Below are 12,811 nucleotides of genomic sequence, written 5' to 3'. Positions count from 1 at the left end.
GGGTTTAGCTCTGTTCGGCCACCAGGATCGCCAGCGTATCGGGTTCCAGTGCGACAAAAATATGTTCCTGGTCGCCGGGGTAACAGATGTAATCCCCGACGCCTAACTCTTCTGGCGCGGCCTTCAGCCCCAACAGCGCGCGGCCCTGGGTGACAATAATGTGCTCCACCGATCCCGACGGATGGGGGTGAGACTGACGCTCCGATCCCGGTTGCGCCATCAGCAGGTAGATATCCCGACGCGCGCCCGGCGGGCAGGTTGCCAGCAAAATGGCCTGATAATCGGCCTTTTCAGCCACCACCTTGCTGCCTTCACCCCGGCGGATCACCTGAGTGCTGGCGCTTACCGGCTCAAGTAATTTGGCAAACGGGATATTCAACGCGCCGCATAAGGCCCACAGCGTTTCAATGCTCGGGTTGCCGTTAGCGGATTCCAGTTGCGATAACGTGGATTTGGCGATCCCCGCCCGACGGGCGACCTCGGCCAGCGACAACCCGGCACGCGTGCGTTCGCGTGCGAGGCTTGCGGCAATGACGCTGATCGGCTGGGTCATGGTGTACCTCTTTGTTCATTTAATCGAACGAATCGTTCGCTTGATCTCGCTGTTTGTTGCGTTCATTATAATGGCGATTTCGTTCGATATGGTAAAACTTTATGCTTATGCACGCATTTTCCAGCCTGAACTCTCAGACTAAAAAAGCCATTTATCTGGTGTGCCTTGCCGTCGGCGTGGTGGGCGCTTCCTACGGTTCGCTGGCCACGGCCTACGGCTTCCCGTTATGGGTGCCGCTGTTCTCCACGTTGTTTGTGCTGGCGGGAGCATCGGAATTTATGTTTGTTGCCATCATCGCCAGCGGCGGCAATCCGCTGGCGGCGGCGGTGGCGGGATTACTGGTTAACGCCCGGCACTTTCCTTTCGGCATCGCGGTGCGGGATCTGGCCGGCACCCGTCTGAAGGGATTGCTGGGATGCCACATCATGAATGACGAAAGCGTGGTGTTTGGTCTGTCGCAATCCACTCCGAAACAGCGTAAAGACGCGTACTGGCTCTGTGGGCTGGGCGTGGCGATCGTCTGGCCGGTTGGCGCGATGGCGGGAAGCGTGGTGGGTAAACTGCTGCCGGATATCAATGCGATCGGCCTGGATGCGGTCTTTCCGGCGATCCTGTTAGCGCTGGTGATCCCGTCACTGAAATCGAAAACCACGCTGATCAGGGCGTCGTCCGGGGCGCTACTGTCATTAGCGGTGACGCCGTTTGTCGCCGTGGGGATGCCGGTGCTGATCTCGATGCTGGGCTTACTGACGAGGAAAAAATAATGCCGTCGAATGAATTAATTATTGCCGGGATCGCCTTACTGTCTGTCGGCACTTACCTGATGCGTTTTGTCGGGGTGAAGCTGGGCAACCGTATGGCGCTGTCCGAGCGCACGCGGGCATTACTGTCCGATGCCGCCACCACGCTGTTGCTGGCCGTGGCGTTAGGGAATACGTTCTATGAAGGCGTGCATTTTGCCGGAACCGCGCGCGTGGCGGGCGTGGCGGTGGCAGTGATTCTGGCCTGGCGAAAAGTGCCGTTAATCGGCGTGATTCTGGCGGCGGCGGTGGTTACCGCGCTGCTGCGTTACGTCGGCGTGCCCTGATCCGCAACTACCAGAACCATGACGACATGGTAAAGCAGTAAGCTATTGTTACGGATAATAAAATAAGTTCGACAGGTTTAAAGTAGGTCATGATGTTGGCAGGTGTTTAGGTTAAGTACTCAATACATCGGTAATAACGGCAGAAACTTTAGGCCAAATTCGGGATTACTTTTGCTAGCAAAAAGAGGGAATTCCCCCCTGCCGCCGCAACGCGCGTGGATGTTCAGGTAAATGTTGGGAATAGTCGGCTAAGCCGCTATTTTAGGGGCTGATTTTTGCGTCAGGAGACGAGAGATGGAGAGACTGGATTGCGACCGGATGTTTATCGCGGTAATGGAAACCGGCAGCTTTACCGCCGCCGCTCAGCGTCTGGGCACCAGCCACGGCCAGGCATCTAAACTTATCTCCCGCCTTGAGCAGCATCTCGGCGTGCAGCTGTTTCGCCGCAGTACCCGGGCGCTGGCCGCCACCGACGTGGGTCGCGCCTATTATGAAAAAATCCGGGTGCTGCTGGCGGATTACGATGCGCTGAATGACTCGGTGCGCAATTCATCGGATGCCCCGGCCGGAAAAGTGCGTATCTCTGCGCCCGTGACCTTCGGCACCACCCAGCTGACTCCGCATCTGATCGACTTCGCGCGGCGCTATCCCGGTATCGAACTGGACGTCAGCTTTGCCGACCGTGCGGTGAACGTGGTGGATGAAGGCTTTGATCTGGCGTTGCGCATCGGCAAGCTGGCGGACAGCAGCCTGATGGCGAGAAAGCTGTGCGATATCCGCATTATCACCGTTGCCTCGCCGGGCTATCTGGCAGAGCGTGGCACGCCCGAGCACTGGGAAGCCCTGGCCAGCCATGACTGCATTATTGATACCAACTTCCGCGATCCCTGGCGCTGGCCGTTTCAGGACGAGAAGCTGGCGCTGCAGGGGCAGCCGGTTAACGGACGCCTGAAGTTCTCCAATGCCGAGGTGTGCTTAAAAGCCGCCATTGCCGGACTGGGCATTGCCCGCTTGCCCTCTTTTGTTGCCGGCGAAGCCCTGAAGAATAAAGAGGTAGTGCCGGTGCTCGCCGCCAGCGAGATTGTGCCGCTCGGGCTGTTCGCCCTCTATCCACCGGCCAAATACCTGGCCCATAAATCCCGCACCTTTATCGATTATCTGGTTGAAGCCTTTGCTGGCGAGCCCGTTTGGGAGCAGGGCTGGTGATTGTTTCCATAATGGAATAAAACATCCGCAGAACCGCTGGATAATCATCATTCCGGAAATAAGATAGAGTCCTCTCATCAACTACTGAGAGGACACCACCATGACTGATACCCGTAGCGCACCCTATGCCCTGAAGCCAACACCGCTGAGAGGATAAGGGAGGATTTATGCTGGTTAATGGAAAATGGACGGCCGAATGGCACCCGGTGCAGGCTACCGATGAGAAGGGCGGTTTCGTCCGTCAGACCTCAAGCTTTCGTCACTGGGTCACCCCAGACGGCGCCGCCGGACCGACCGGCGAAGCGGGCTTCAAGGCCGAAGTGGATCGCTATCACCTGTATGTGGCGCTGATTTGTCCGTGGGCATCCCGCACGCTGATTGCCCGCAAGCTGAAAGGGCTGGAGAAAGTGGTCAGCCTGTCGGTGGTCGAGCCGTGGTTGCTGGATCAAGGCTGGCACTTTGGTGACTACCCTGGCGCAAATAAGGACGAACTGAATCAGGCCGAGTGGGTGCATCAGCTTTACACCCAGGCTGATGCCACGTTTACCGGTCGGGCAACGGTGCCGGTGCTGTGGGATAAGAAAACCCGCACCATCGTCAATAACGAGTCAGCCGATATTGTGCGCATGTTTAACAGCGGCTTTGGCGAGCTGGCGAGTCACAGTTTCGACCTTTATCCTGCGGACTGGCAGAGTGAGATTGAGGCATTAAACGCGGAAATCTACCCACGCCTGAATAACGGCGTATATCGCGCCGGTTTTGCCACCACGCAGATCAGTTATCAGGAAGCCAGCGATGACGTCTTCGCCATGCTGGATAAGCTGGAACAGCGGTTGAGCGATGGCCGGGCATTTTTGACCGGCAACCAGCTTACCGAAGCGGATATCCGCCTGTTCGTCACGCTGATCCGTTTTGACGCGGCCTATCATGGCCTGTTCAAATGCAATCAGCGCAAGCTCAACGAATATGCCGGACTGGACGCTTACACCAAACGAATGCTGGATATTCCCGGTGTGCGTGAAACGGTCAATATCGATCATATTAAACAGGGCTATTACTCGATTAAGGCATTAAACCCCAATGGCATTGTACCTGCCGGGCCGGATTTAACGGCTTACGGGCTGTAAGCGACTGTATTAACAGAAAGCCGTTACCTGTATTTAGGTGGCGGCTTTTTTAATGTCATTCTTTTGTCATAACTCGCTCATGCCGTCGTCAGTTGCCGGGCCGTAAACTCCTCAGCGTAAACCCAACATTCTCCTGAGGAACGCAACATGAACGCATCACTGAAAAAAAACGTAAAATCGGCCGCGATCGCCAGTGCTTTTCTGCTGGCAGGCGCAAGCAGCGCCGCGATGGCGCAACCGGTTAACAATATCGTGCTGGTCCACGGCGCATTTGTTGGCGGCTCGGGCTGGCGTCCGGTGTACGACATCCTTAAGCATGATGGCTACAAGGTGACGCTGGTGCAGGAGCCGCTGACTTCCTTCCCGGAGGATGTGGCCGCCACTAAACGCATTCTCGATCGGCAAACGGGTCCGGCAATCCTGGTGGGACACAGCTATGGCGGCGCGATCATTACTGAGGCAGGCAATAATTCGCACGTGGCGGGTCTGGTTTATATCGCTGCCCATGCGCTGGATAATGGCGAAACCGAAGCAATCAACGGCAAGAAATTTCCTAATGCCGCCCATCCATTTATGAAAACGCCGGACGGCTTCCTGATGATTGCGCCACAAAACTTCCACAGTGACTTTGCCGCCGACCTTTCAGCAAAGCAGGCGGATTTTGAAGCTCAGGCGCAAATGCCGACCTCAGCCTCGGTGTTTACCGCAAATATTCCCGATCCGGCATGGAAAACCAAACCAAGTTGGTACATGGTGGCAAAAGCCGACAGGATCATTAATCCTGATTTAGAACGTATGTACGCCAAACGCGCCCACAGCACTACGGTGGAAGTGGCCGGGGCCAGCCATTCGGTCTATGAGTCGCACCCGAAAGAGGTTGCCGCACTGATCGAGCAGGCTGCACAACACGCGCTGAAGTAATCCTGTCCGCTGCGCCCGCTATCCTGGAGAAGACGATGAAAATTCTGGTGATTGATGATGAGCCCAAAGCCCGGGAATACATGCGCAGCGGCTTAACCGAATCTGGCTATGTGGTTGATGTGGCGGTAAACGGCCGCGAAGGGCTGTTTATGGCGCAGGAATATCATTACGACCTGATCCTGCTGGACGTGATGATGCCGGAGCTGGATGGCTGGGAGGTGATGAAAACGCTGGATGCGCAGAATATCCCGGTTATTTTCCTCACCGCGAAAAGCACCGTCGAAGACCGGATCAAAGGGCTGGAACTGGGTGCCGACGACTATCTGGTCAAGCCTTTCTCGTTTGCCGAGCTGCTGGCGCGGATCCGCACGGCACTGCGGCGCGGCGCTAACGTCAAGCGTGATGAGCTGCTGCAGGTCGGTGATTTGCAGCTGGACAGGGCGAAACGCCGCGTCGAACGGGCCGGGTTACGCATCGACCTGACCAACAAAGAGTTCAATTTGCTGCAGCTGTTTATGCTGAACCCCGGCCAGGTGATGAGCCGCACGCTGATTGCCTCGCGGGTGTGGGATATGAATTTCGACAGTGATACCAACGTGGTCGACGTGGCCGTTCGCCGGCTGCGGCAGAAGGTGGATGAGCCCTTTGCCACGCCGCTGATCCACACCGTGCACGGCGTCGGTTATCGCTGTGAAGGTGACGAATCCTGATGAAACCGCTCTCGCTGACCACGCGCCTGTCGCTGCTGATTTCAGGCATGGTGCTGCTGGTGATGATCCTCGTCGGTATGGCGCTGTATCACTCGCTGGCCCGGCAAATCAGCGTGCGCGATGATGGCGCATTGCTGTCGCGGATGGAGCAGATCCGCACGCTGCTACTTAATGAAGACGCGCTGCAACTGATCCGCGACAAGCCCAAACTGTTTGCCAATATGCTGGGCAATACCGAGTCGCTGCTGGTGCTGCGTTTTCCCGGTCAGCCGCCGTTAATCGAAGTCAACCCTGGCCATGCGCCGATCCCGGATCTGACGCCGGTGCCGCAGGGCCAGTCGCTTGGCCTGGCCAGCGTGCATCACCAGCTTACCCGCGACGGCACGCCGTTTATCTCGGCGGCGGCGCTGGCGCAAACCCGTGACGGGCCCGGCCAGCTGGAAATTATTACCGGCAGGCTGATGACCGAGCGCACCGCCACGCTCAGCGACTATCGCCAGCAAATTGGCGTGCTGATTGTGCTGGCGACGCTGATTGCAGCGCTGATGGTCTGGTTCCTGACGCGGCGCAGCCTGCGGCCGTTGCACCGGCTGGCGCAGGAAACCGCCGCCATCGACGTTCGCCATCTGTCGCGGCGCATCACCCTGACCAACGTGCCGCATGAACTACTATCGCTGGTGGCGGCGTTCAACCAGATGCTGGATCGGCTGGAAACCAGCTTTCAGCAACTGAGCCAGGTGTCGGCCGATATGGCGCACGATCTGCGCACCCCAATCGCCAATCTGCTCGGCCAGACGGAAGTCGCGCTGACGCAAAAACGCAGCAATGACTATTACCTTGGGGTGATGGGATCAAACTTTGAGGAGTTGCAGCGGCTGGCAAGGATGATCGACAACATGCTGTTTCTGGCGCGGGCAGAAGATGCCAGCCAGGCAATCCACCGCGTGGAGCAGCCTTTATCTGAGGTGCTGCAGCCGCTGGCCGACTATTTTGAAGGTCCGGCGGAAGAGCGCGAGATCCAGCTGGTGTTTCCGCAACAGGGGACGGTTTACGCCGACGCCGATTTACTGCGCCGCGCGGTGGCGAATCTGGTGGCCAACGCCATCCGCTATGCCGACGTGGGGAGCACCATCGCCATTACCCATCGGAGCGAGCCGGGCGGCGTGACGATAGCGGTGGAGAACCAGGGCGCAACCATCTCAACGACGCAACAGGCGCGGCTGTTCGATCGTTTCTATCGTGCTGACGCGTCACGTCATAACTCGTCAACGGGCAGCGGCCTGGGGCTGTCGATCGTGCGCGGCATTATGCAACTGCATCAGGGACGTTACGCGGTGCAAAGTCAGTCGGGAGAAACCCATTTTTCGCTCTTTTTCCCCTCTCGCGGTGGGAATCCTCCGCAAGATCGCTAGCTAACTTGCCTGTCGGGCGGAATAGCGACTACTGTTGACGGCTCAGGTTGGGTTTTTCCCGGAACGATTAAGACAGGGAGCCGTCATGAAAAAAGTCCTCGGCACTTTTTTACCGCTTTACACCACCACGTTACTGATGCTGTTAGGCTCCGGCCTGTTAACCACCTATGTCTCACTGCGACTGGCCCATGAAGCGGTCAGCGGCAGCATGATCGGTGCCATCACCGCCGCCAACTACTTCGGCCTGGTGCTGGGTGGCAAAGTCGGCCACAACCTGATTGCCCGCGTCGGCCATATCCGGGCCTACGTATCCTGCGCGGGGATCATTACCGCTTCGGTGCTGGGGCACGGGCTGACCGATTATCTGCCGATGTGGATCTTCCTGCGGCTGATAATCGGTCTGTGCATGATGTGCCAGTACATGGTGCTGGAGAGCTGGCTGAATGATGGGGCGGAAACCGGACAGCGCGGGCTGATTTTTGGCTTCTATATGGTCGCCACCTACCTTGGCCTGTCCGCCGGGCAGATCATACTGATGACGCAGATTGGCTCCGGGCCCTCAAGCCTGCTGATTGTCGCGTTGTGCTTTGCGCTCTGCCTGGTGCCGATGGCCCTGACCACCCGCACCAATCCGCACCCAATGACGCCTGCGCCAATGGAGCTGGGTTATTTTTTCCGCGCCATTCCCCGCATTCTGCTGGTGACGCTGGCGACCGGCATGGCCATCGGTGCGTTCTACGCGATGGCCCCGGTGTACACTAGCCAGCTGGGCTTCAGCACCCAGCAAACCGGCCTGTTTATGGCCATCACCATCTTTGCCGGGCTGGTTTCTCAGTTCCCGCTAAGCTGGCTGTCTGACCGCATCGACCGCAGCCGCCTGCTGCTGTTTACCGCACTGTTCTATATCCTCGCGGCGCTGCCGTTGACCATGCCTTTCCACTTCAGTTTCTTCGCTATCGTGGTGGTGGCGTTTATCACCAGCATGATGCAGTTCTCGCTCTATCCGCTGATTGTGGCGATGGCCAACGATATCGTCGCGCCTGAACGCCGGGTCTCGCTGACCGCCTGTCTGCTGATGGCCTACGGCGTCGGTGCCTGTATCGGGCCGTTGGTCACCGGCGCGATTATGCAGCCGCTGGGCGGCAATATGCTTTACGTCTTCTTCTGCCTGTGTGGCTGTGTGATTGCGGTGATCAGCTGGCTGGCCAGCAGACAGCGTCAGATTATTACCGACGCGCCGATCCCACACGTGGTGTTGCCTGCCAGCCTGACCAGCTCACCGCTGGCGGCGGCACTTAACCCGACAATCGCCGAAGAAGACATCCAGACCGCGATGTTCGACACCGAAGAAACCGATGTTGAGCAGAATAGCGAAGAGGAAGGGGAGTTAGAAAATAGTGAAAGCGAAATCAGATAAGGTTTAAAAATGTGATTATTCCGTTAAGGATAATCCGAAAGTTGATCACCAGTGCTGATTGTTTATACTGGCTACCAGTCTAAAACTGATTGCCAAGTATAAGGGATCCTAATGTCGACCAGAGGAAAGGTTTGGCTGGTGATTATCATCGGGTGTATTGCCTTCTGGGCACTCCTCCTGCTGTGGGGAATGGCGGCATGACTGCAGGGAAGGACGATGACAACCGGGAAGTTGAAGAAGATGGGCCGTTAGCCGGCTGGGCGTTAACCCGCAAGCAAAAATCCTTTTTACAGGCGCTCCTCCCGGACGATGTGCCGGAGGAGCCAGAGGCTACCCAGCCTCCTGACGAACCGTAAAAAATAAGCTGGGCTGAAAGCCCTCCACGTCGAGGATCATCCCGGTGCAGCGCATCCCGGCTTTGGTTAGCACCTTTTGCGATGCCAGGTGATTCTCCCTGACGGTAGCGGATATCTCGGTCATGCCGAGCTGCCGAAAGCCAAAGTCGACAGCCCACCGGGCAAACTCCGTGGCCAGCCCTTTTCCCCACGCCACCGTGCTGAAGCGATACCCCAAATTAATGAAATCCTGCTGATTTACCTGGCGCACCGTCAGGCCGCCAAAGCCAATCACCTCGTCACTGCCTGTCAGCGTCAGCGCCCAATAGCCAAAGCCAAATTGCTGCCAGTGTGCAAGCCACTTATCCAGCACCTCATCGGCGACATGTTGGCAGGAAAACGGGCCGGCAGGATTGAACAGATTGGTCGCCGGATCGCCATAGATAGCAAACAGGGCCTGGGCATCTGCGGAGGTGACCGGGCGAAGCGTCAGTCGTTGGCTGTTGTGCATAATGGTTAGGTAGTAAAGGGTTGATTGCAAGACGTTATCACGCAGGCTCCGCCGCTGAAAAATGAATTTTTAGCAAAATGTTAACTTAGGGCTGTCTGTCATCTCCGCTCCACGAATCTGTCATCTGGCTGTGCCAGAGTAGCCTCTGCTGAAGTTAACCCGATGCAGGGCAGCTCCGCTTTTTGCGCGCTGCACTCATCCAGATATCCGACCAGATGAGGCTTTATGACCGTCATTGAATTGCATCAGCCTAAGTTAGCCGACACCTTTATCGATGAGAGCGTCACGCTGCGTGAAGTGGAGATTGGGCGCTGCTGTGAAATCCTCGCCCATAGCCACCTGGAGTATGCCAGCCTCGGCGATTACAGCTATCTTGGCCCGTATTGCACGGTGGCTGACAGCGAGATCGGCAAATTCACCGCCATCGCGTCTAACGTCCGCTTAGGGGCACCCAACCATCCGATCGATCGGCCTTCACAGCATCGCTTTACCTACTGCGCGGAATATTACAGCGCTACCGCCGAGCGTGACCGCGAGTTTTTCGCCGCCCGGCGGGCGGACAAGGTGGTGATTGGCCACGATGTGTGGATCGGTCATGCGGTTACGGTATTGCCCGGGGTGACGGTGGGGGATGGCGCGGTGCTTGCCGCGGGTGCGGTGGTGACCAAAGATGTTGCGCCCTACACCATTGTCGGCGGCGTGCCGGCCAGAGTGATCAAAGCGCGCTTTTCGCCCAAGGTGGCGGAACGGCTGGCGCGGATTGCCTGGTGGGACTGGCCGATGAGCGAGATCATGGCGCATCTGGCCGATTTTAAAGCGACAGACATCAACGCGTTTTGTGACCGTTGGGACCCGCTTTCCCGTTAGCGCTTACGGCTTTGACGATTTTCTGACGATCTGGCTGCGGGTAAACAGGCGGGTCATCAGGATGGCGAACAGCGCAAATGCACCGCCCATGGCGGTGGCTTCCAGCCGGTGAGTGGCAACCGCGTCGGTCTGCGTCACCCCCAGGCTTGAAATCATAAAGATCACCATCAGCGTCACAAAGAAGGTAAAGACGAAATAGGATTTGGAAATCAGTGAATAGGAGAAGGTGAAGGCGATATAGCCGCAAAGGATAAAGCTGCACACCAGGAACAACGGGCTGTGCCAGTAGCGCACCAGGGTTGCGGCCAGAATGCTGGCCATCAGCGTGCCCAGCACCCTGGCCTGAACGCGGGAAAAAGTATCCTTGTAGTTATTCCGCAGGCAGAACAGCAGCGTCATGCCCGCCCAGTAACCGTTCTTCATCTGGAAAATTTCCACCGTACTCAGCGCCAGACACATGGTGAGCAGGGCATAAAACACCGACCATTGCAGATGGATTTTGTGTTTGTATTTTCTCAGCGTGACGCGGAAGAACATCAGCCAGGAGCGCGGACTGATGTCCTGTAAATGGAAGGGAAAGCGGCGGAACACCAGATAGAGAAAGGCCATTTGCAACAGGCCGCCTGCGCCGGTTAACGCCGCGCGCTCGGCGGCGTATGCCATGTTGCCGGCATAATAGCCGGAGACCAGATAGGCAATTGACCACTGCAACAGCATCCACCAGGCGCTGCTGTCGATATTCGCCATCGCGACATAGACACCGGCATACAGCATCGCCACGGCGATATACAGCGGCATCACGTTGCCGGTCAGACAGCCGAGCCAGGAAGAGAAGGCGAGGCCAAGGCTGGTGGTCAGCAACAGTGAAAACGACGATCCTTCCCAGGTTTTATTGGCACCGAAGGCTAAGGTCAGCGCACCGCTGGCCATGATGCTGGCCGCAGGCACCTGCTGAAACAGGAAGCCGACCAGAAAAATTACCCCAATGGCGGGCAGGCAGCACAGGCCAAGCAGCATATCGTGTTTTAAAACGGCGGAAAGACGCATCGGGATTCGGGCTCTCTGGGCTGACAATAAGGTTAACGAAACGTTGAAGCTTAGCAGCCCACCGCCGGCAGATCATCACCGGCGCCGCTGACCTTTGCTTATTGCAAAAAATGAGCCTGCTCAGTAGGCTAACGTTCCGGGTGATGGGTCAACAATGAGAGAGTTATGCTTAAGACGTTAGTGGCAATTGCAGTGGGCGGTTCCGCAGGCAGTATCCTGCGATGGTTGCTGTCGGTGCGTCTGAACGCGATTTTTCCGTCTCTTCCGCCGGGAACGCTGACGGTCAATCTGGTGGGCGGTTTTATCATCGGCGGGGCAATGGCCTACTTCTTGCGCAATCCGGAACTCGATCCGGCGTGGAAATTGCTGATTATTACCGGGTTTTGCGGGGGCTTAACCACGTTCTCCACCTTCTCAATGGAGATCGTCGGATTGATGCAGGCCGGCAATTATCTGTGGGCGATGATTTCGGTCTTCACCCACGTCATTGGCTCATTGCTGATGACCTTTGCCGGCTTCTGGCTGATTTCACTGCTGTTCTGACCCGCAACTCACAGACCGGGCGGCAACGCGCTGCTGCTGCCCGCGATCCTCAGGCCGGTTCTTCGTCGCTCTTCATTGCCAATGCGCTGGCGCTGGCGGCATCAAACAACGACAGGCTTTCAATCTGATCAAGCATGATAACTTTACGGAACGCCATCGCGGATTTAGGTTCTGAATCCAGCGTGATCCCATGCTCGTCATACCATTTGCTGTAGTTGTGCTCGATGCACAGGCTGAGGGTTTTGCCATCGCGATAGCCGCTGAGCATCGGGATCAGCACGATATTGGCGGTGGTGGCATTGTCATAGGTGGCGGTGTGGATCATGCCGATATAGATGCGGCGGGATTTCAGCGTTACCCAGGCCAGCTCACCTTCTTCCATGCACTGGAACATCAGCCCTTCAACACCATTCGAACGCGACAGTTTCTTATAGAGTTTTTTACGGCCCGAGCTGTTCAGTTTGGCACTGCCAGACCAGCTGGAGCGATACAGACAGAACGCCACGGCAAAGGCCAGCATGATCACCACCGGTGCCTGAATACCGAGGAAGCTCCAGGTCATAAACTCGACCTGCCAGTGATGGTGTAAGCCTTCATTCAGCTGCGGTAAGGCGTTGAGCCCGGCGGAAACAATCAGCAGGATTAGCCAGATAATTCCGGTAGCGATCACCCCTTGCAGCACGAAAATACAGCCGTAAAGGGCCACCAGGAAGTAAACATCCCAGCCGAAAGAGCGTTTTACCTTAAACCGGGTGGAGAGGTCGCGACTGGTGTACCAGTAGCCGCACACCATCAGCACCATAAATATTGCCGTTCCCATGTTAAGCCCTCTTCAGCGCGTTGACGTGCCGGGCAAAATCCTCACGCACATCCGGGCTGAAGATATTCACGGTTGCGCTGCCATCCTCATCAATCAGGATGCGCTCACCTTCTTCAATGGATTCTTCAATATCTTGCTGGCTCATGACTTGCAGCAGCAATTCGGGGCTGGAAAACAGGGAACATAAAAACCTGAACATGACGATCCTTTCTTAAGAATAAGCACTAAGCCTGGTCGGCAAACCGACGTCTCTCC

At 56.9% G+C, this 12,811-nt stretch carries 16 protein-coding genes; 11 read left to right on the top strand and 5 right to left on the bottom strand.

Annotation, left to right across the window (positions count from 1 at the left end; all coding sequences use genetic code 11):
* Nucleotides 1-4: 4 nt before the first annotated feature.
* Entirely contained in the window at nt 5-553 is a 549-nt protein-coding gene (locus ACXKZG_RS17820; protein WP_013200928.1) for a helix-turn-helix domain-containing protein, read from the bottom strand.
* Nucleotides 554-654: 101 nt separating this feature from the next.
* Here ACXKZG_RS17820 and ACXKZG_RS17815 point away from each other — a divergent pair, with 101 nt between their 5' ends.
* From ACXKZG_RS17815 to ACXKZG_RS17775, 9 genes are all read left to right on the top strand, one after another.
* Nucleotides 655-1,317: an AzlC family ABC transporter permease gene (locus tag ACXKZG_RS17815; RefSeq protein WP_041691918.1), complete on the top strand. Its 663-nt coding sequence runs from the start codon at nt 655-657 to the stop codon at nt 1,315-1,317.
* The gene (locus ACXKZG_RS17810) at nt 1,317-1,640 is read left to right on the top strand and encodes an AzlD domain-containing protein (RefSeq protein ID WP_488875221.1); all 324 of its coding nucleotides are present in this window, start codon (nt 1,317-1,319) and stop codon (nt 1,638-1,640) included. The genes ACXKZG_RS17815 and ACXKZG_RS17810 overlap by 1 nt, the downstream gene beginning before the upstream one ends.
* Before the next feature lie 294 nt (nt 1,641-1,934).
* Entirely contained in the window at nt 1,935-2,846 is a 912-nt protein-coding gene (locus tag ACXKZG_RS17805) for a LysR family transcriptional regulator (RefSeq protein ID WP_013200931.1), read from the top strand.
* Nucleotides 2,847-3,013: 167 nt separating this feature from the next.
* A complete protein-coding gene (locus ACXKZG_RS17800) occupies nt 3,014-3,973 on the top strand; it encodes a glutathione S-transferase family protein (protein WP_488875220.1) in 960 nt (319 codons plus the stop codon).
* Between the two features lie 147 nt (nt 3,974-4,120).
* The gene (locus tag ACXKZG_RS17795) at nt 4,121-4,894 is read left to right on the top strand and encodes an alpha/beta hydrolase (RefSeq protein ID WP_346565636.1); all 774 of its coding nucleotides are present in this window, start codon (nt 4,121-4,123) and stop codon (nt 4,892-4,894) included.
* Nucleotides 4,895-4,929: 35 nt separating this feature from the next.
* Complete coding sequence (locus ACXKZG_RS17790) at nt 4,930-5,604, top strand: heavy metal response regulator transcription factor (protein WP_479995742.1); 675 nt, start codon at nt 4,930-4,932, stop codon at nt 5,602-5,604.
* Entirely contained in the window at nt 5,604-7,016 is a 1,413-nt protein-coding gene (locus tag ACXKZG_RS17785) for a heavy metal sensor histidine kinase (protein ID WP_488875219.1), read from the top strand. Before ACXKZG_RS17790 ends, ACXKZG_RS17785 begins: the two co-directional genes overlap by 1 nt.
* Nucleotides 7,017-7,101: 85 nt before the next feature.
* The gene (locus tag ACXKZG_RS17780) at nt 7,102-8,433 is read left to right on the top strand and encodes an MFS transporter (RefSeq protein ID WP_346595186.1); all 1,332 of its coding nucleotides are present in this window, start codon (nt 7,102-7,104) and stop codon (nt 8,431-8,433) included.
* 197 nt (nt 8,434-8,630) lie between these two features.
* Nucleotides 8,631-8,789: a hypothetical protein gene (locus tag ACXKZG_RS17775; RefSeq protein ID WP_157868006.1), complete on the top strand. Its 159-nt coding sequence runs from the start codon at nt 8,631-8,633 to the stop codon at nt 8,787-8,789.
* Here the strand turns inward: ACXKZG_RS17775 and ACXKZG_RS17770 are convergent.
* Nucleotides 8,764-9,282 (bottom strand): GNAT family N-acetyltransferase, encoded by a 519-nt coding sequence (locus ACXKZG_RS17770; RefSeq protein ID WP_488876282.1) that lies wholly within the window; start codon nt 9,280-9,282, stop codon nt 8,764-8,766. The genes ACXKZG_RS17775 and ACXKZG_RS17770 overlap by 26 nt on opposite strands.
* 222 nt (nt 9,283-9,504) lie before the next feature.
* On the opposite strand from ACXKZG_RS17770, the gene ACXKZG_RS17765 reads away from it, so the two are divergent.
* The gene (locus tag ACXKZG_RS17765) at nt 9,505-10,146 is read left to right on the top strand and encodes a DapH/DapD/GlmU-related protein (protein ID WP_488875218.1); all 642 of its coding nucleotides are present in this window, start codon (nt 9,505-9,507) and stop codon (nt 10,144-10,146) included.
* A 3-nt stretch (nt 10,147-10,149) separates the two neighbouring features.
* Here the strand turns inward: ACXKZG_RS17765 and ACXKZG_RS17760 are convergent, their stop codons facing one another.
* The gene (locus tag ACXKZG_RS17760; RefSeq protein WP_488875217.1) at nt 10,150-11,193 is read right to left on the bottom strand and encodes an FUSC family protein; all 1,044 of its coding nucleotides are present in this window, start codon (nt 11,191-11,193) and stop codon (nt 10,150-10,152) included.
* Between the two features lie 165 nt (nt 11,194-11,358).
* Here ACXKZG_RS17760 and crcB point away from each other — a divergent pair, with 165 nt between their 5' ends.
* Nucleotides 11,359-11,736, top strand: a complete 378-nt coding sequence (gene crcB / locus ACXKZG_RS17755; RefSeq protein ID WP_013200940.1) for a fluoride efflux transporter CrcB — start codon at nt 11,359-11,361, stop codon at nt 11,734-11,736.
* Between the two features lie 49 nt (nt 11,737-11,785).
* Here the strand turns inward: crcB and ACXKZG_RS17750 are convergent, their stop codons facing one another.
* A complete protein-coding gene (locus ACXKZG_RS17750; RefSeq protein ID WP_013200941.1) occupies nt 11,786-12,556 on the bottom strand; it encodes a hypothetical protein in 771 nt (256 codons plus the stop codon).
* A gap of 1 nt (nt 12,557) precedes the next feature.
* Complete coding sequence (locus tag ACXKZG_RS17745; protein WP_013200942.1) at nt 12,558-12,755, bottom strand: hypothetical protein; 198 nt, start codon at nt 12,753-12,755, stop codon at nt 12,558-12,560.
* Nucleotides 12,756-12,811 lie beyond the last annotated feature (56 nt).

The organism is Erwinia sp. 2186, from assembly GCF_057812255.1.
Note: the sequence above shows the minus strand (reverse complement) of the source record. Positions and strands in the feature narration are given on the sequence as shown.

What these genes read in the sequence shown, in the direction of transcription:
- ACXKZG_RS17785 (WP_488875219.1), top strand. Translation starts at nt 5,604, where the DNA reads ATGAAACCGCTCTCGCTGACCACGCGCCTGTCGCTGCTGATTTCAGGC.
- ACXKZG_RS17745 (WP_013200942.1), bottom strand. Translation starts at nt 12,755, where the DNA reads ATGTTCAGGTTTTTATGTTCCCTGTTTTCCAGCCCCGAATTGCTGCTG.
- ACXKZG_RS17765 (WP_488875218.1), top strand. Translation starts at nt 9,505, where the DNA reads ATGACCGTCATTGAATTGCATCAGCCTAAGTTAGCCGACACCTTTATC.
- ACXKZG_RS17820 (WP_013200928.1), bottom strand. Translation starts at nt 553, where the DNA reads ATGACCCAGCCGATCAGCGTCATTGCCGCAAGCCTCGCACGCGAACGC.
- ACXKZG_RS17805 (WP_013200931.1), top strand. Translation starts at nt 1,935, where the DNA reads ATGGAGAGACTGGATTGCGACCGGATGTTTATCGCGGTAATGGAAACC.
- ACXKZG_RS17775 (WP_157868006.1), top strand. Translation starts at nt 8,631, where the DNA reads ATGACTGCAGGGAAGGACGATGACAACCGGGAAGTTGAAGAAGATGGG.
- ACXKZG_RS17815 (WP_041691918.1), top strand. Translation starts at nt 655, where the DNA reads ATGCTTATGCACGCATTTTCCAGCCTGAACTCTCAGACTAAAAAAGCC.
- ACXKZG_RS17800 (WP_488875220.1), top strand. Translation starts at nt 3,014, where the DNA reads ATGCTGGTTAATGGAAAATGGACGGCCGAATGGCACCCGGTGCAGGCT.
- ACXKZG_RS17810 (WP_488875221.1), top strand. Translation starts at nt 1,317, where the DNA reads ATGCCGTCGAATGAATTAATTATTGCCGGGATCGCCTTACTGTCTGTC.
- ACXKZG_RS17750 (WP_013200941.1), bottom strand. Translation starts at nt 12,556, where the DNA reads ATGGGAACGGCAATATTTATGGTGCTGATGGTGTGCGGCTACTGGTAC.
- ACXKZG_RS17795 (WP_346565636.1), top strand. Translation starts at nt 4,121, where the DNA reads ATGAACGCATCACTGAAAAAAAACGTAAAATCGGCCGCGATCGCCAGT.
- crcB (WP_013200940.1), top strand. Translation starts at nt 11,359, where the DNA reads ATGCTTAAGACGTTAGTGGCAATTGCAGTGGGCGGTTCCGCAGGCAGT.
- ACXKZG_RS17760 (WP_488875217.1), bottom strand. Translation starts at nt 11,193, where the DNA reads ATGCGTCTTTCCGCCGTTTTAAAACACGATATGCTGCTTGGCCTGTGC.
- ACXKZG_RS17780 (WP_346595186.1), top strand. Translation starts at nt 7,102, where the DNA reads ATGAAAAAAGTCCTCGGCACTTTTTTACCGCTTTACACCACCACGTTA.
- ACXKZG_RS17790 (WP_479995742.1), top strand. Translation starts at nt 4,930, where the DNA reads ATGAAAATTCTGGTGATTGATGATGAGCCCAAAGCCCGGGAATACATG.